This window comes from Massilia oculi (assembly GCF_017582745.1).
Lineage (GTDB): Bacteria > Pseudomonadota > Gammaproteobacteria > Burkholderiales > Burkholderiaceae_D > Telluria > Telluria oculi_A.
The window spans coordinates 82,797-99,367 of sequence record NZ_JAFVIM010000014.1 but is presented as its reverse complement, the minus strand read 5'-3'; the positions used below and the strand labels follow the sequence as shown (position 1 = coordinate 99,367).

19 protein-coding genes are annotated in these 16,571 nt (G+C 66.8%); 2 read left to right on the top strand and 17 right to left on the bottom strand.

Annotated elements, in window-relative coordinates:
• Positions 1-179: 179 nt before the first annotated feature.
• On the top strand, positions 180-2,015 hold the full coding sequence (gene typA, locus J3U95_RS17070) for a translational GTPase TypA (RefSeq protein WP_208279870.1): 1,836 nt from the start codon (positions 180-182) through the stop codon (positions 2,013-2,015).
• A 102-nt stretch (positions 2,016-2,117) separates the two neighbouring features.
• Here typA and fliD read toward each other — a convergent pair whose 3' ends face one another.
• From fliD to flgB, 13 genes are all read right to left on the bottom strand, one after another.
• A complete protein-coding gene (gene fliD, locus J3U95_RS17065) occupies positions 2,118-3,446 on the bottom strand; it encodes a flagellar filament capping protein FliD (RefSeq protein WP_208279869.1) in 1,329 nt (442 codons plus the stop codon).
• A 137-nt stretch (positions 3,447-3,583) separates the two neighbouring features.
• Positions 3,584-4,630 carry a hypothetical protein gene (locus J3U95_RS17060; protein WP_208279868.1) on the bottom strand — a complete coding sequence of 349 codons (1,047 nt, stop codon included), beginning with the start codon at positions 4,628-4,630 and terminating at the stop codon, positions 3,584-3,586.
• A 5-nt stretch (positions 4,631-4,635) separates the two neighbouring features.
• A complete protein-coding gene (gene flgL, locus J3U95_RS17055; protein WP_208279867.1) occupies positions 4,636-5,547 on the bottom strand; it encodes a flagellar hook-associated protein FlgL in 912 nt (303 codons plus the stop codon).
• Between the two features lie 10 nt (positions 5,548-5,557).
• Positions 5,558-6,937, bottom strand: a complete 1,380-nt coding sequence (flgK, locus tag J3U95_RS17050) for a flagellar hook-associated protein FlgK (RefSeq protein WP_208279866.1) — start codon at positions 6,935-6,937, stop codon at positions 5,558-5,560.
• Between the two features lie 115 nt (positions 6,938-7,052).
• The gene (locus J3U95_RS17045; protein WP_208279865.1) at positions 7,053-7,397 is read right to left on the bottom strand and encodes a rod-binding protein; all 345 of its coding nucleotides are present in this window, start codon (positions 7,395-7,397) and stop codon (positions 7,053-7,055) included.
• Positions 7,397-8,506: a flagellar basal body P-ring protein FlgI gene (locus J3U95_RS17040; RefSeq protein WP_208279864.1), complete on the bottom strand. Its 1,110-nt coding sequence runs from the start codon at positions 8,504-8,506 to the stop codon at positions 7,397-7,399. Before J3U95_RS17040 ends, J3U95_RS17045 begins: the two co-directional genes overlap by 1 nt.
• A 10-nt stretch (positions 8,507-8,516) precedes the next feature.
• On the bottom strand, positions 8,517-9,170 hold the full coding sequence (gene flgH, locus J3U95_RS17035; RefSeq protein ID WP_208279863.1) for a flagellar basal body L-ring protein FlgH: 654 nt from the start codon (positions 9,168-9,170) through the stop codon (positions 8,517-8,519).
• Entirely contained in the window at positions 9,170-9,955 is a 786-nt protein-coding gene (gene flgG / locus J3U95_RS17030) for a flagellar basal-body rod protein FlgG (protein WP_205289096.1), read from the bottom strand. The genes flgH and flgG overlap by 1 nt, the downstream gene beginning before the upstream one ends.
• A 28-nt stretch (positions 9,956-9,983) precedes the next feature.
• On the bottom strand, positions 9,984-10,709 hold the full coding sequence (locus tag J3U95_RS17025) for a flagellar basal body rod protein FlgF (protein ID WP_208279862.1): 726 nt from the start codon (positions 10,707-10,709) through the stop codon (positions 9,984-9,986).
• 11 nt (positions 10,710-10,720) lie between these two features.
• Positions 10,721-11,899, bottom strand: coding sequence for a flagellar hook protein FlgE (locus tag J3U95_RS17020; protein WP_208279861.1), 1,179 nt, complete (start codon positions 11,897-11,899; stop codon positions 10,721-10,723).
• Between the two features lie 10 nt (positions 11,900-11,909).
• Positions 11,910-12,593 (bottom strand): flagellar hook capping FlgD N-terminal domain-containing protein, encoded by a 684-nt coding sequence (locus J3U95_RS17015; protein WP_208279860.1) that lies wholly within the window; start codon positions 12,591-12,593, stop codon positions 11,910-11,912.
• A 2-nt stretch (positions 12,594-12,595) separates the two neighbouring features.
• Positions 12,596-13,000 (bottom strand): flagellar basal body rod protein FlgC, encoded by a 405-nt coding sequence (gene flgC / locus J3U95_RS17010; RefSeq protein ID WP_109344765.1) that lies wholly within the window; start codon positions 12,998-13,000, stop codon positions 12,596-12,598.
• 10 nt (positions 13,001-13,010) lie between these two features.
• Positions 13,011-13,370 (bottom strand): flagellar basal body rod protein FlgB, encoded by a 360-nt coding sequence (gene flgB / locus J3U95_RS17005; RefSeq protein ID WP_109344764.1) that lies wholly within the window; start codon positions 13,368-13,370, stop codon positions 13,011-13,013.
• 113 nt (positions 13,371-13,483) lie between these two features.
• On the opposite strand from flgB, the gene flgA reads away from it, so the two are divergent.
• The gene (gene flgA / locus J3U95_RS17000; protein ID WP_229519889.1) at positions 13,484-14,146 is read left to right on the top strand and encodes a flagellar basal body P-ring formation chaperone FlgA; all 663 of its coding nucleotides are present in this window, start codon (positions 13,484-13,486) and stop codon (positions 14,144-14,146) included.
• A 4-nt stretch (positions 14,147-14,150) separates the two neighbouring features.
• Here flgA and J3U95_RS16995 read toward each other — a convergent pair whose 3' ends face one another.
• The 4 genes from J3U95_RS16995 to J3U95_RS28755 are packed head-to-tail and all read right to left on the bottom strand — an operon-like array spanning position 14,151 to position 16,570.
• Complete coding sequence (locus J3U95_RS16995; protein WP_208279858.1) at positions 14,151-14,912, bottom strand: glycoside hydrolase family 73 protein; 762 nt, start codon at positions 14,910-14,912, stop codon at positions 14,151-14,153.
• Entirely contained in the window at positions 14,899-15,327 is a 429-nt protein-coding gene (gene flgN / locus J3U95_RS16990; RefSeq protein ID WP_208279857.1) for a flagellar export chaperone FlgN, read from the bottom strand. Before flgN ends, J3U95_RS16995 begins: the two co-directional genes overlap by 14 nt.
• A 2-nt stretch (positions 15,328-15,329) precedes the next feature.
• Positions 15,330-15,593: a flagellar biosynthesis anti-sigma factor FlgM gene (gene flgM, locus J3U95_RS16985; protein ID WP_109344760.1), complete on the bottom strand. Its 264-nt coding sequence runs from the start codon at positions 15,591-15,593 to the stop codon at positions 15,330-15,332.
• 29 nt (positions 15,594-15,622) lie between these two features.
• Complete coding sequence (locus J3U95_RS28755) at positions 15,623-16,570, bottom strand: flagellar motor protein MotB (protein WP_208279856.1); 948 nt, start codon at positions 16,568-16,570, stop codon at positions 15,623-15,625.
• Position 16,571 lies beyond the last annotated feature (1 nt).

The following is a 16,571-nucleotide window of genomic DNA, read 5'->3' as shown; positions in this document are numbered from 1 at the left end:
GACGGGGGTTAAGCTCCGGCCGTGACAAGCTGTTGAAGTCCAGTTGAAAAATCGTGCCTTTCGGCGGCGAAATTCAGACTGGGCCGCTTCCCATGCTATACTAGTCGGTTTCCGAAATCAGCAGTATCGGACTTGCAGTTCCAGTACATCTTCGTACACCACGCTACTTCTCAAAAATCATGTCAAACACCAAACGCGCGATTCGTAATATCGCAATCATTGCCCACGTTGACCACGGCAAGACCACGCTCGTCGACCAGCTGCTGCGCCAGTCCGGCACCTTCCGTGAAAACCAGGCCGTGGACACCCGCGTCATGGACTCGAATGATCTCGAGAAAGAGCGCGGCATTACCATTCTGTCGAAGAACTGCGCCGTCGAATACGAAGGCACGCACATCAACATCGTCGATACCCCGGGCCACGCCGACTTCGGCGGCGAAGTGGAACGCGTGCTGTCGATGGTCGACTCGGTGCTGCTGCTGGTCGATGCGCAGGAAGGCCCGATGCCACAGACCCGCTTCGTGACCCGCAAGGCGCTGGCACTCGGCTTGAAACCGATCGTCGTCGTCAACAAGATCGACCGTCCGGGCGCGCGCGCCGACTGGGCCATCAACCAGACCTTCGAACTGTTCGACAAGCTGGGCGCGACCGACGAGCAGCTGGACTTCCCGATCGTCTACGCTTCGGGCCTGAACGGCTACGCCGGCATGGACGAAAGCGTGCGCGGCGGCGACATGAAGCCGCTGTTCGACGCCATCCTGAAATACGTGCCGGTGCGTGACGACAACCCGGACGGCCCGCTGCAGATGCAGATCACCTCGCTGGACTACTCGTCCTACGTCGGCAAGATCGGCATCGGCCGCGTCAACCGTGGCCGCGTCAAGACCGGCCAGGACGTGATCGTGCTGAACGGTCCTGACTCGACCCCGATCAAGGGCCGCATCAACCAGGTGCTGAACTTCAAGGGTCTGGAGCGCGTGCTGGTCGACGAAGCCGTCGCCGGCGACATCTGCCTGATCAACGGCATCGAGGAAATCGGCATCGGTTCGACCGTGTGCGCGGTGGACACCCCGGAAGCGCTGCCGATGCTGACCGTCGACGAGCCGACCCTGACCATGAACTTCATGGTCAACAACTCGCCGCTGGCCGGCCGCGAAGGCAAGTTCGTCACCAGCCGCCAGCTGCGCGAGCGTCTCGAGCGCGAACTGAAGGCCAACGTGGCGCTGCGCGTGGCGCCGACCGACGACGACACCACCTTCGAAGTGTCGGGCCGCGGCGAGCTGCACCTGACGATCCTGCTGGAAAACATGCGTCGCGAAGGCTTCGAGCTGGCGGTGTCGCGTCCACGTGTTGTTTACAAGATGGTCGATGGCGTGCGCCAGGAGCCATACGAGAACCTGACCGTCGACGTCGAGGAAGCCAACCAGGGCGGCGTGATGGAAGAACTGGGCCGCCGCCGTGGCGACCTGCAGAACATGGAATCCGACGGTAAAGGTCGCGTGCGTCTGGAATACCTGATCCCGGCGCGTGGCCTGATCGGCTTCCAGGGCGAGTTCATGACCCTGACCCGCGGCACCGGCCTGATGAGCCACGTGTTCCACGAGTACGCAGCGGTCGACAACAGCAAGGGCGACCTGGCTGGCCGTCGCAACGGCGTGCTGATCTCGCAGGACGATGGCGCCGCCGTCGCCTACGCGATCTGGAAACTGCAGGATCGCGGCCGCATGTTCGTCGAGCACAACACCCCGGTGTACGAAGGCATGATCATCGGCATCCACTCGCGCGACAACGACCTGGTCGTCAACCCGATCAAGGGCAAGCAGCTGACCAACGTGCGTTCGTCGGGCACCGACGAAGCGGTGCGCCTGGTGCCGCCGATCCAGATGTCGCTGGAATACGCCGTCGAGTTCATCGAGGACGACGAACTGGTCGAGATCACCCCGAAATCGATCCGCCTGCGCAAGCGCTTCCTGAAAGAGCACGAGCGCAAGAAGGCCAGCCGCGAAGGCGCGTAAGCAATGTGATGGCTCGGGACGGCGTGCGCCGTCCTGGGGCGAAAAAAAATCCCGCTGCATGCAGCGGGATTTTTTTCGTCTGTTTCCCTGCCTGTCGGCGCCTTACGCCATGTAATCGAACAGCGACATCGGCCGCCCCGCGCCCCCACCGAACAACAGCCCGTTGCCGCTGCCGGCCAGCTGGTATTGCTGGGCCATCAGCGTGGCCTGGCGGGTCACGGTGTCGATCACCTTGTCGCGCTGGTCGAGCAGGCGGTCGCGCTCGCGCATCACGCTGGCTGCCTCGACGCCCAGGCTGCCGCTGACGCCGATCTGCTTGTCGACCTGGCCGACCAGCCGATCGGCCAGGCCGCCCTTGTCGCTGAACACCTTGTTGGCGCGCGCCGGATCGGCGGCGATGGCCGCCTTGAGCTTGTCCTCGTCCAGCACCAGCGCGCCATCCTTTTGCGTGATGCCGAAACCGGCCAGGTCGCGCAGGCTGCTGCTGTTGACGATGTTGCCGATCTGGGCCTTCATGCGCAGCAAGGTGGTGTCGGAGCGGTCGTCGCCCGTTTCCAGCTTGCCCAGCTGGGTGTTCAGGTCATTGAAGGCCTTGACGAAATCCTTGACGTTGCCGGCGATCGCGGCGGGATCGCTGCGCACCTCGACCTCGCTCTTGCCGGTCTCCTCGAGGGTCAGGTTGAGGCCGGGGATGGCCTCGGTGACCGAGTTGGTGGCGGAGGTGACGGTCTTGCCGTCGACCACCACGCGCGCATCCTTGGCCTCGGCCACCTGCTGCATGCCGCCTTCCTTGCCCGGCTGGTAGGCGAGCAGCCCTCCCAGTACCGGGTCGCCGGCGACGCTGATGCGCATGCCGTTGGCGGCGCCCGTCTCGCCGGTCAGGCTCAGCGAGTAGCCCTTGCCATCCTTGGCGACCTCGGCATCCAGGCCGGCCTCGCGCATGGCCTTGGCGATGCCTTCGAGGCTGGTGTCGCCCGGATCGATGCGCACCGTGGTCTTTTTGGCATTGGCGCCGGATCCGGTTTCGACCGTGATCGTGCTGGCGCCGCCACTGCCCAGCGCCGCATCCTTGTCGGCCACCGCCTTCGTTTGCAGTTTCTGGCCCTGGGCCAGTTGCTGGACGTCGACCGCATACTTGCCGGGCGTGGCGGAAGCGGCGCTCAGCTTGGCCGACAGGGCGCTGCCGCTGGCGTTCGCGAGCATGTCGAGCTTGCCGCCGGTGAGGCCGGCCGCGACCGAGCGGAAGGCGTCCAGCGCCAGCGCCATCTTGCCGATGGACGACAGGCGCGCATCGTCGCGCTTGACCTGGGCGTCGAGGACTTTCAGCCCGGGGTTCTGGGCCAGCAGCGACTGCGTCAGGTTGGTGCGGATGTCGCCGTATTGCCGGGCGGCGGGCTGGGACGCGAGTCCCGTGGTGGAAGTTGTCAGCATGGCTCGATAATCCTGGTCGGGAATGTCGTGCAACCGAAGGTTGCTACCCTTGCTTTATCGCATGAAAATGCGATCGTGAACAGTCATCGATTGTATCGGTGGCCGGAACGGTCAACGTCCCGGCCACCGGGGCCGTCTCAGCGCAGGCCGAGGAGGGCGGTCACCCGTTCGCGGCTGACGCCGACCAGGGCCGAGGTGATGGCCAGCAGCGAATCGTAGTCGTGGCTGGCGGCGGTGGCGGTGAAGTCCTGGGCGATCATGGCCAGTTCGGCGCTCGGGATCGCGGGCTGGGCGTTGCGCGCCATGGCGGTGCTGAGCGCCACCGAGGCCGCATCCTGGGAGCGGCGCACCCGGGCCAGCGCCTGCACCACTTCGCGCAGGCTCTGGCGCAGGGCGTCGGGGTTGCCCAGCTCCCAGTTCTTCGGATCGAGGGCGGCCGGCAGCGGCATCGTGTCGACCCGGCCGCGACCGGTCACCGCGATCGCGTCCTTGATGCCGGTGAAGGTCGATTCGCGCGTGGTGAACACCAGCTCGCCTTCCTGGTCCAGCCCGGCGCGCACCTTGACCGGAGCCAGGGTGCGGTCGAGGCGCTGGGCGATTTCCTGGGGCGTCATGCCCGGCTCGATCGTGGCCGCCAGCTGCGGGCCGCCGGCGCTGCCGACCGAGAAGCCCATGGTTTGCGTGCCGCCGCTGCGCAGCGTGGCAATGTCCAGGCCCTGGATGCGGAAACGCTGCTGGGCGCCGGCCACGGCGTCGAAGTCGAGCGCGGCGTCGAGGCCATCGCCGGCCTGCTGGCGGCGATTCTCGAGCGCCGCCGTGAGCTGGCGCACCCGCGCTTCGAGATCGCGCGAGGCCGCCGCGCCGCGGCTCGACAGCCGCGTGCTCAGGTCGGCCTTGAGCGCCTCGAGCTGGCTGGCCATGCGGGCCAGGTAATCGAGCGCCTGCTGGGCGCGCGCGACCTCGCTCTGCAGGTTCAGGTTCATGCCGACGCCGCGCCGCAGCGGGCTCGAGGTCGGTGGAGTGCGGGTAATGGCGCGGCTGTCGGCGTCGAGCGGTGGCACGGCGTGGGCCCTCCCGGTGGCCGAGGTGCTCTGGGCGCCGGTGTTGCCGCTGACGACGGCGCTGTTAGCGGTGGCGCTGGAAGCGGTCGGGCCGGCGGCGGCTGGTCTGGAGAGTGCTTCCATGGCCGTCAGATCGCATTGAACAGCGACAGGTTGCCGATCTTGGCGTAGGCCTTGTAGGTCGCCTGCAGGGCAGCCGAATAACCGTTGAGCTCAGTGGCGGCGATGCCGACGTCGAGCGCGCCGATGTCGGTGATCGCGATCTTGTTCGACAGGCTGATGTTGGTGTGGTTGTCGTCCAGGGTCTTGATGATGTTCTGGCGTCCGCCCAGGTCGGCAATCTTGCTCGAGATCAGCGCTTGCGCGGTGTCGAAACCGTCCAGGTTGGCCGTCAGCACGGCGCGTATGGCCGGATCGTTGGGCGTGGCGCCCGGCTGCGACATCACGTCGATGGTGGCGTCGATCTGGTTCAGCAGTTTCTCCAGCTCCTTGAGGTTCTCGTTGGCAGGCTGGGTCAGGCCATTGCCGACCACGACGTTCTGCGTATTGGTATTGCCCGCGAAGCTGTAGCGCTCGCCAGGGTCCGCAGTCTCGTCGTAGACCAGCGGCGCGGTCTTGGTCAGCGTGCCGGAGAACAGGTAGTTGCCTTCCTCGTCGATCGTGTTCCCGGTATGGAACAGGCTGTCGCGCAGCGATTGCAGCGGCGCGATCATGGCTTTCAGGTCGTCCGGGGTATTGGCGCCGTCCAGGGCCCAGACCAGCTGGTCGCGGCCCGGGATCATCTCGTTGACCATATTGCTCAGGTAGCCTTCCGACTTGGTCAGGCGCAGCTGGAGCGAGGCGATATTGCTGCGGTACTGGTTGACCGCGGATTCCTCGCGCGCCAGGCGCGACAGGCGCACGCTGTCGACCGGGTCGTCCGAGGGCAGCAGGATGCGCTTCTGGGTATCCAGCTGGCGCATGATGTAGCTGAGCCGGTCCTGGTTGTTCTGGAGCGACTGGTTCATCGTCGATTGGTACTGGGCGGTGGCGATACGCATCATGTTCTCCTTACTGCATCATGGCCAGGGTGGCGTCGAACAGCGAATTGGCGATCGTGATCACCTGCATATTGGCCTGGTACATGCGCTGGAATTCCACCAGCTTGACCGCTTCTTCGTCTTCGTTGACGCCGCTGGTCGACTGCCAGTCGTTGATCGACTGGACGCGCACGGTCTCGGCGGTCTTCAGGGCGGCCTTGTTGATCTTGCTGTCCACGGCCAGCTTGCCCAGCATCTGGGTGTCGGCATCGCTCAGCAGTACGCTGCCGATATTGGGCAGGTCGATCGACGCGGACTTGAGCGCGGCCAGCTTTTGCAGATTGCCGGTATCGCCCGGCGTGCCATCGCTCGAGAACGCCAGGTCTTCGGCCTTGAAGCCGGCAACCGTCTTGATCATGTTCGAACCATTGCCTGGGGTATAGACAAATAGCGGAACGCCGTTCGGCAACGCACCCGGCGCATTGAAGCCTGCTCGCAGCTGGTCGTTGACGCGGGTAACGATTTCTTGCGCCAGGGCGTCGACATCCTCCTGCAGCGGCAGCAGGGTATTGATCTCGAACTGGGTCAGCCCGCCGAGCTGGCCGCCCATCTTGCTGGCGTCGAGCGTGAAGGTCGAGTTGGCGAAGGTGATCGAGAATGCCTGCGGCGAATCGGCGGTCGCGGCCGCCTTGAGGGTGCCGTGCATGCTGCCGATCACCAGCGCCTGGCCGCTCTTGAGCGAGACGTCGCGGCTGCCGTCGCCATTGTCCGACACTTCCAGCGCCATCTTGGACGACAGGTCGTCGATGGCCTGGTCGCGGGCGTCGATCAGGCTCGAGGCCGACACGCCGCCGGCCTGGGTCTCGATGATCTGCTGGTTCAGGCGGGCGATGGTGGCGATGTCGACGTTGGCCGCATCGACCAGGGCGCTGCGCTGCTGGCGCACCGAGGTCAGCTGGGTGTTGAAGACATTGTTCAGGCCGTTGAAGCGCTCGGCCATCAGGCCGGCCGCGGTCAGCACCTGCTGGCGCAGCGGGGTCGAACCCGGATCGCCCGCCACCGCGTTGATCGCCTTGAAGAAATCGTCGATGCCGGCCGACAGGCTGGCCGAGGCGTCGCCCATCACGCTCTCCAACTGGGTCAGGTAGTGCTGCGACTGCGAGTACACGCCCTGGTCGGAATTGGCGCGCCACATCGCCTGGGTCTTGTAGTTGTCCGAGAAGCGCAGCAGCGAGGTCACCTGCACGCCGTTGCCGGCCGAGCGGCCGCTGGCATCCGGACCGACCGCCATCAAGAGCGCCGACTGGCGGGTATAGCCCTTGGTCTGCAGGTTGGCGATGTTGTGGCTGCTGGCCGACAGGGCGATCTGGGCGGCGAGGGCGCCCGAGAGGGCATTATTGATGATCGTCATGGTGCGAATTCGTCCTCGAGACAGGTTAACCTGTAAAGGCGACCGATTATTGCTGTCTATTAAGTTTTTTGTATAAATCGGATCGCACCCGGGATCCGATCCGTTTGCGGTATCGCTAGCGCTTGCCGGTACCGGCGCCCGGTACCAGCTGGCGCAGGATGGCGTCGGCGATGCCGAAGGCGCGCTGGCCGGCCATGTTCCCGGCGACCAGGTCGTCGGCCATGTCCTGCATGTCCTGGTTGACGCGGTTGTTGAACACGCTGTCCTCGCTCGCCATTTCGCGGGTCGAGGCGCGCATCGTGCGCAGCATGTGGCTGATGAAGAAGCGTTCGAACTCGACTGCGGCCTGGGTGGCTTTCGCCACGTAGGCCGGGTCTGGCTCCGGCTGGCCTGCGGCGGGAGCGACCGGCGCTTCGGTTGCGGTCTTGAGCGCGTCGTTGCGCAGGTCGTCGATGCGCATCAGATCACCACCAGTTCGCCTTCGATCGCGCCGGCCTGGTCGAGGGCCTGCAGGATCGCCATGATGTCGTCGGGCGAGGCGCCCAGGCTGTTCACGGTGTCGATGATGGTCTGCAGGCGCGCGCCCGGCGGCCAGCGGAACATCTGGCCCGAACCCTGGTCGACCGACAGCTTCGATTCCGGCGTCACCGCGGTCTGGCCGCGCGCGAACGGGCCCGGCTGGCTGACGCGCGAGCTTTCCGAGATGATCACCTTGAGCGAGCCGTGGGTCACGGCGGCCGCCTTCACGCGCAGGCCGTCGGCGATGACGACGGTGCCGGTGCGCGAGTTGAACACGACCTTCGGCACCTCGATGCCGGCTTCCACGCCGATGGCGTTCAGGCTGGCCACGAAGGCCACGCGCTCGGTCGGGTTCTCGGGGGCGATGACTTCGACGCTGGTGCCGTCGAGGGTGGTGGCGATCGGTCCGTAGCGCTTGTTGATCGCGTTGACCACGTTGGTGGCGGTCTCGAAGTGCGGCTGGCGCAGGCGCAGCAGCACTTGCGGGCGGGTCGCGAAATCGGTCGCGATCTCGCGCTCGATCATGGCGCCGTTCGGCACCCGGCCGGCGGTCGGGGTGTTGACGGTGACCGAGGAGCCGCTGCGGCCGGTGGCGCTCAGGCCGCCGACCACCACATTGCCCTGGGCAAGGGCGTAGATCTCGTTGTCGGCCGCGCGCAGCTGCGTGAGCAGCAGGGTGCCGCCGCGCAGGCTCTTGGCGTCGCCCAGCGAGGAGACGGTGACGTCGATGCTCTGGCCGCGGCGGTAGCCGGGCGGGAAGGTGGCCGAGACCATGACGGCGGCCACGTTCTTGTTCTTGGCATCCTCGCCTTCCGGCAGGCGCACGCCGAACTGCTTGAGCATATTGATGACCGACTGGCTGGCGAACTTCACCTGGGTCGAGTCGCCCGAGCCGTTCAGGCCCACCACCAGGCCGTAGCCGACCAGCGGGTTTTCGCGCACGCCTTCGACGCTGACCAGGTTGCGCAAGGCCTGCGCCGCCGTGGCGGGCAGGGCGGCGCCGACCAGCAGGGCGGCGAAGAAGATTGGCGCAATCCGGCGCAGGTTCATGATGGAATCCTCAGAACGGCATCAATGGGCTGTTGAAGAAGCGCGTCAGCCAGCCAGGCTGGTTGGCGTCGGCCAGCGCGCCGCGCGCCGAGTAGGCGATGCGGGCATTGGCCACGCGCAGCGAGGACACGCGGTTGTCGGCGTCGACGTCGGCCGCGCGCACGAAGCCCTTCAGGCGCACGAATTCCTCGCCCTGGTTCAGCATCAGGTTCTTTTCGCCGGCCACGCGCAAGAGGCCGTTGGGCAGCACTTCCTGCACGATCACGGTCAGCGAACCGGACAGTGCATTCTGCTGGGTGCTCGTGGCGTCGCCCTGGAAGTCGCGGTCGGCCGTGATGTCGACCGCCACCTTGTCGTAGACCTTGCCCAGCGCGGCGAGCGGGGAAATGCCGACCGACGAGCCCTTCGAGATGCTGGTGCCGGCGCGCTTGCTGGCCTGGGTCGTCTCTTGCAGGATCACGGTGACGGCGTCGCCCACGCGGTAGGCGCGGCTGTCCGAGGTCAGCGAGACGGTGTCGGCGGTGAATACGCCGCCCGAGACGCCGCCGCGCGCCATGCGCTGCAGCGGCATGTGGTCGTCATCGTCGTCGCGCATGGCGACCTGCGCCGGCGTGGCGCAGCCGGCCAGGAGGACGATGCCAAGCAGGGCGGCCAGGGTCTTCATCAGCGCGCCGCCTGCGACAGGTATTGCAGCATATTGTCGGCCGCCGACAGCACCTTGGTGTTCATCTCGTAGGTGCGCTGGGCGGCGATCATGTCGACCATCTCTTCGACCACCTGCACGTTCGAGCCTTCCAGTGCGCCCTGCTTCAGGGTGCCGAAGGCGGCGTCGCCCGGACGGCCTTCGTTCGGCGCGCCGCTGGCGGCGGTTTCCTGGAACAGGTTGTCGCCCAGGGCCAGCAGGCCCGTCGGGTTGATGAAGGCGGTCAGGTTGATCTGGCCGATTTCCTGCGGCGCAGGCTGGTTCGGGAAGGTCACCGAGACCACGCCGTTCTCGCCGATGGTGACGCCGCTGGCATTCTGCGGAATCGTGATCTGCGGCACGATGGCCAGGCCCTGGGCATTGGTCAGCGTGCCGTTCGGGTCGACCTTCAGCTGGCCGGCGCGGGTATAGGCCGGTTCGCCGCTTGGACGCAGCACCTGCAGGAAGCCGGCGCCCGAGATGGCGACGTCGAGCGGCTGGCTGGTGGTCTGCAGGCTGCCGTTGGTGAAGGCCTTCTGGGTGCCGACCACGCGCACGCCGTTGCCGAGCTGGACGCCGCCATTGACGGTGTTGTCGGCGTTCTGGGCGCCCGGCTGGGCGTCGACCTGGTAGAACAGGTCTTCGAACACGACGCGGTCGCGCTTGAAGCCGACGGTGTTGACGTTGGCCAGGTTGTTGGCGATGGCCTGCAGCTTGGCATCCTGTGCCTGCACGCCGGTCTTGCTGATCCACATTGCTGGATTCATGCTTGCTCCCTATTGAGTGTGCCGATGCTTACGCACCGAGGAGCCGGTTGCCCGACTCGTTCATGCTGTCGCTGGCCTTGAACATCTTCATCTGCAGCTCGAAGCTGCGGTTCAGGCTCATCACGGCAACCATTTCTTCCACCGCCGAGACATTGCTGCCCTCGAGGGCGCGGCCGCGCACGGTGACGTTCGGGTCGGCCGCCAGCTGCTGGCCGTCGCGCGTCACGATCAGGCCGGCTTCGTTCTTGGTCAGCTCGGCGCCGTCGGCGCTCACCAGGCGCAGGCGGTCGATGATCTGGGTCACGGTGCCGCCTTCCGGCATCACCGAGATGGTGCCGTCATTGGCGATGTCGACCGCGGTGTGCGGCGGCAGCACGATGGCGCCGCCTTCGCCCAGCAGCGGGCGGCCATTGACCGACAGCGCGCCGTTGGCGTCGATGTCGATCGCGCCGGCGCGGGTGTAGGCCTCGGCTTCGCCGAACTCCACCGCCAGGTAGCCATTGCCGTTGACGGCGACGTCGAGCGAACGGCCGGTATCGCGCACCGCGCCGTTGCGGCTTGAGACCGCGTCGGCCTGGTTGCGCGACAGGTGCACGTCGTCGTAGCCGTAGCCGCCCAGCGCCTGCACCGAGGCCAGCTCGATATTGGCGCGGAAGCCTGGGGTGTCGGCGTTGGCCAGGTTGTTGGCGCGCACCTGCTGCGCGCGCAGGGTGCGTTCGGCGCCGCTGACGGCGGTGAAGATGAACTTGTCCATGCTTTAACCGCTTACAGCGCCTGCATCAGCGACTGCATCATCTGGTTCTCGGCGGTGATCACCTTCGAATTGGCCTGGTAGTTGCGCTGCGAGGTCATCAGGCCGACCAGTTCCGAGGTGATGTCCACGTTCGAGCCTTCCAGCGAACCCTTGGACAGCTTGCCGCCCAGGCCGACGCCAGGAGTGGTGTACAGCGGCGCGCCCGAGTTGGCGTTGGCGACCCAGGTGGTGTCGCTGGTCGGGACCAGGCTGCCTTCGTCCGGGAAGGTGGCGATCGCCACGGTGCCGACGACCTGTTGCTGTTCGTTGCTGTACTTGGCGACGATCGAGCCGTCTTCGGCCAGTTCCACGCCGACGAAGGTGCCGGAGGCGTAGCCGTTCGGACGGTTGGTGGTGGTGGTCGCCTCGCCGGCGAACTTGGTGGTGCTGGTGTAGTCGATATTGATGGTCAGCGGGGCCGCACCTGCCGCCGGAACGGTGATGACAGGGCTGGTGACGCCGGTAGTGATCTGGCCATTGGTGCCGAACACCAGCGGATGCGCGGCGCCCGTTGCGCCACCGTCGACACTGTAGTACACGCTGACGGTCGTCGGATTGGTCTTGACGAAGTACTGCGACACGGTGTGCTGGTTGCCGAGCGAATCGTAGACCACCGACTGCTTGACCATATTGTAGGTGTTCTGGTCGTTCATATTGAAGGCCGCGGCCGGCGTCTGCCAGTCGTCCGACATATTGCCGGTGTAGGCCACGCGGGTGGAGGCCACGGCCGGGATCTGGCCGGTCGGGATCTCGATGTCGCCCATGGTGCCCAGCACGCCATTCACGGTCGGGCCATAGCCCTGCACGCGCTTGCCGGTCGCATCGACCAGGTAGCCGTCGGCATTGGTGTTGAAGATGCCGACCCGCGAATACGAGACCACGCCCTGGGCGTCGCGGCTGGTGAAGAAGCCGCGGCCGAGGATGGCGGCGTCGAGGCCGCGGCCGGTGGTCTGCAGGCTGCCGTTCTGGCCGATGTTCTGGGTCAGCGAACCGACTTGCACGCCGTTGGCCATGTCGCCCGCATACACCGACGCGAAGTTGGCGCGGCTGCTCTTGAAGCCATAGGTGCCGGCGTTGGCGATATTGTTCGACAGGGTGTTCAGCTGCTCGTTGATGGCCTGGATGCCCGACAGGGCGATATTGAAGCTCATGGGGAATCCTTTAGTTGGTGAACGCCAGGTCGGCGGAAGTGTTTTTGCCATTGAAACCCGTGATCCAGCCCGGCTCGACTTCGCCGACGCCGGCCACCTGCATCAGGATGCCGCCGGTCGAATCGAGGCGCACGCTGTTCAGGCGGCCGTTGATCTCGATCGCCGGCTTGGTGCCGTCCGACGATTCGGCGGCGATGCTGTACTTGCCGGCCGGCAGGCCAAGCTTGGCCGGGTCGATCGTGAATTCCTGGCCGCCGATGCCGTGCGGCGGCAGTTCGATCCTGGTCTGCTTGCCGGCCACGTCGGTCAGGATCACATGGGTGAGGGTGCTGGCGCCTTCCAGGCGCACGCTGCCGGTGATCGAACCGTCGCCCAGCTCGACGCGCGAGGTCTCGACCGAGACCTGGCTGCCGACCTGGCCACCCATCGCCAGCACTTGCAGGCTCTGCAGCATGGCGGCGCTGGCGGCGGTGGTCTGGGTCATGTTTTCCAGCGCCTCGGTCTGCGACAGCTGCGATAGCTGGTTGACGAAGGTGGCCGGATCGGACGGTGCCAGCGGATCCTGGTTGCGGATCTGCGCCACCAGCAGCTTGGTGAACATGTCCTTGTTCTCGCTCATCGGCACGCCGGCCGGGCTGTTGCTGGTGTTGCTGTAATTGCTGCTGAAACCGAAATTATTGGTGGTGGTAACCATGATCAGCTTTCTCCCATCCGGATCAGGGACTGCTGCATCGACTTGATGCGGCCCATGACCTCGACATTCGTTTCGAAGGCACGCGAGGCGGCCATCATGTCGGCCATCTCGGCCACTTCATTGACGTTGGCGTAGTACACCATGCCGTCGGCGTCGGCCAGCGGATTGTCCGGCTCGTGCATGCGGCGCAGCGGCTCGCTCGACTGCACCACGTCCAGCACCTTGACCTTGGCCACGCCTTCGCCGTCGAGCATGGCGGCGAACACCGGCTTGCGCGCGCGGTAGGCCTCGGCTTCGGTGGTGGCCGCGGCATTGGCGTTGGCCAGGTTACTGGCGATCGTGTTCAGGCGCACGGTCTGGGCCGCCATGGCCGAGCCGGCGATCAGGGAAATGTCTTTGAAACTCATTCAGCGCTCCTTATTGGCCGGTGATGGCTTTGTTGAGGCCGCGCAGCTTCATATTGATGAAGGTCAGGCTGGTCTGGAAATCGGAGGCGTTCTGCGAAAAGGCGGCCTGCTCGATGCCGATCTCGACGGTATTGCCGTCGGCGCTCGGATGGTAGGGGACGCGGAACAAGGGGCCATCTTCCGACAGCGTCGGCGCGCCGTCGTCGGCATCCATCCGGGCCTGCATCACGGCGGCGAAATCGAGGTCGCGTGCCGTATAGCCAGGCGTGCTCTCGTTGGCGATGTTCGCTGCCAGCACGCGGGTGCGTTCGGCGCGCAACTGGAGCGCATCGGCGCTGACGCCGAGAGCTTCCTTGAAATTAATCGACATGGCGATTCTCCAGTGGACTGCTGTGAGTTTGGTTAGAATGGGCCTTTCCGCCTGACCCGTATTTTCCAATGATTGCTTTCCGTAAGGCAACTCTTAGTATTGTAACCTGTCTGTTGTGCACCACAGCAGAGGCGGCACAAACTCTTTCCGTAGAGATAGAACAAGCGGCGCGCGAACAGCTCGAGAAGGGCGCCGACGCCATCGGGCTGGGCGATCCCCAGTTCGACCTGACGGTGTCGAGCAGCCGTCCGCCGCCGGCCTGCAAGGGGCCGGTCACGGTCGAAGCGATCGACACGCGCCAGCCGGCGCGCATGCGCTTCGTGGCGCGTTGCCCCGACGGCAATGGCTGGCGCCACGACTTCGTGGTGCGGGCCCGCATCTCGGCGCTGGTGGCGGTGACGGCGGCGCCGGTGGCGGCCAACCGCGAGCTGAGCGAGGCGGACGTCACGCTCGAGCGGCGCGACATTACCCAGGTGCGCGATCCGATCGGCATGCTCGACGAAGCCGTCGGCCAGTCCAGCCGGCGCAGCCTGCGCGCGGGCGAGGTCCTGCGCGCCAGCCAGCTGGTGGCGCCGATCGTGGTGAAACGCGGCGAGACGGTGGTCATGACGGCGCGCCAGGACGGCATCGAGGTCAGCATGGCGGGCGAGGCGCTCGATGCCGGCGCGCGCGGCGCCGTGGTGCGGGTCAAGAACAGCGCCAGCGGCCAGGTGGTGCGCATGCGGGTGCTGGGCGCCGGCGCCGTGCAGCCGATCGACATGCCGCTGGGCGAATAAGACTTCACTCCTTCGATCCCTGCAGGCCGCCCGCGATGCGGGCCAGCTTGGCGGCGTAGCCGGGGTCGGTCGCATAACCGCCGCGTGCCAGGCCCTGGGCGAAGGCCTGGGCATCGCTGCCGGTATTCAGGGCGCCGCGGTAGCGCGGGTTGTCCATCAATACCCGGGTGTAGTCCTGGAAGGCGCTGGCCGCGTCCGGATAGGCGCGGAAGCGTTCGCGCGTCTTGAGCGCGGCGCCGTTTACATATTCCGTGGTGCTCGAGTCGCCGGTTGCGCCATTCCAGCCGGCGCCGGCCTTGATCCCGAACAGGTTGTGGCTGCTGGCGCCGTCGGCGGTGCGCAGCGGGCGCTGACCCCAGCCCGATTCCAGCGCGGCGTGGGCCTGCACCAGTTCCGGCGCCACGCCCAGGCGCTCGGCGGCCTGGCGCGCCCATGGCGCGATGCTGTCCAGGAAAGCCTGCTGCTCGGGCGTGCTGGCGGCCGCGCCGCCGCTGGCCGTGGCCGCGTCCACCCGGTCTTCTTCACCCATGATCAGGCCGCTGGCGCGCAGGCGCAGCAGGGCGCCTTCCGCGGAGAGGCTGCTGGCCGCGCCACTGTCGGCGCCGGCATCGCCATGCTGGATGTAGGCGGTCACTTCGCCCTGCAGCTCGCTGAACAGCCGGCCGAAGCTGGCGTCGCCGCCGCCGCCGAGACCTGCGGTGGGACGGGTAGCGCTGGTGGCCGCGGTCGGCGCCGTCGACGCGATCGACATATCAGCGTGGCGCATAGATCTCGTCCTCGCCGTGCAGCACGCGCTGCATCACGGAATACTGCTCGGCCAGCAGGCGGCCGTTGCGCGTGGTCGCTTCCTTGCAGGCGACCACGATGGTTTCCAGCTCCGCCCAGGCGGCGTCGAAGGTCGCACGGGCGCCGGCGGCCAGGCTGGCGCCGTACTGCGCCATCGAGGCGTCCGGGCCGAGCAGGGCGCGCACCAGCTGCACGCGCTGCTGGCGGCGCGCTTCCATCGCCTCGAGCAGCGGCGCCAGGCGCTCGGCCAGCGCGGTCAGCTCGGCGCTGCGGTGGCGCACGGCGGCCTCGAACTGCTGTTCCAGCAGCGTGTGGATGGTGGCCGCTTCGGCCAGGTCCTTCCGGACGTCTTCGAGCAGCAGCGTGTTGGCCTGCTGGCGGGTGAGGGTGGCCATGCTCAGCGCCCTCCGTGGAATTTCTGGATCAGGCCGGCCAGGCGGCCCGGATCGAAGGGCAGCTCGCCGCGCGCCAGCGCATCGCGCAGCTCGGCCACGCGGGCGGCGTCGAAATCGGGCATCGCGCGCATCGCTTCGGCGGCCGGCTTCAGCACTTCGGATTGCAGGGCGGCGGCCGGCGCGGCCGGCGCCTCGGCCTGCACCGGCACCGAGACGGTCTGGGCGCCGATGGTGACGGTGGATACGGACGAGCCGGTGATTTTCATGCGGTTACCTCGGGATTTCGGTTGGATCGTCATGGCGAAGTCGGCAGTTGGCCGCGCAGTTGTTCCAGGTCCGCGGCGCCCGGCATGGTGACCGAGGCGCCGCTGCCCAGCGCCGTGCCGTGGCTGCCGGGTGCGCCGAACATGTTCGCCACCGCGCGCGACTGGGCGCTGGTCAGGATCAGGAGTTCGATGCGGCGGTTCATGCCGTCGAGCGGGGCTTCCGGGTGCAGCGGGCCGCGGTCGGCCATGCCGACCACCTGCAGCACGGTAGTGCTCTGCATGCCGCCGGTGAGCAGCTGGGCGCGCGCGGCCAGCGCGCGGTCGGTCGACAGCGCCCAGTTCGAATAGCCGCCCTTGTCGGAGCCGGCGTAGCGGCTCGAATCGGTATGGCCGATGATCAGCATCTGGTTGCGCATCTGGGCGAACAGCGGCCCCATCTTCTGCAGCAGGCGCGCAAAGCGGCCGGTGGGCAGCGCGCTGCCGCGCATGAACATGCCCTGCTTGTCGGTGTCGTGCAGCATCACGCGCAGGCCGTAGGGCGTGACCACGGTGGAGAGGTTCGAGGCCAGGCCGGCGCTCTCCGACAGCTCGGTCAGGGCCTTCGACAGGGCGGCCAGGTCGGCCGGGGTCTCGTAGGCGGTGCGCGGGGCGCTCGGGCTGCCCGGGTTGCTGGTGCCGGCATTGCCGGTGCGCGGGACTTCGAAGCGCTCGATCAGGCTGCCGCTCGGCTCGGTGGCGATGGCCGGCTTCTGGCCCTGGCCCTCGAGCATGCCGGAGTCGGTTGCGTCGCGCACGATCGCCTTCAGGTTCTGCTGCTCGCGCGCGGCGATCAGCCACAGCACCAGGAACAGCGCCATCAGGGCCAGGCAGAAGTCGGCGAACGCGACTTTCCAGGCCCCGCCGTGCTCGTCATGCTGGTGCTTGCCGCCGCCGCGCTTGACGATGGTCGATTCGTGCTTGTCGTTCGGTTTCGACACG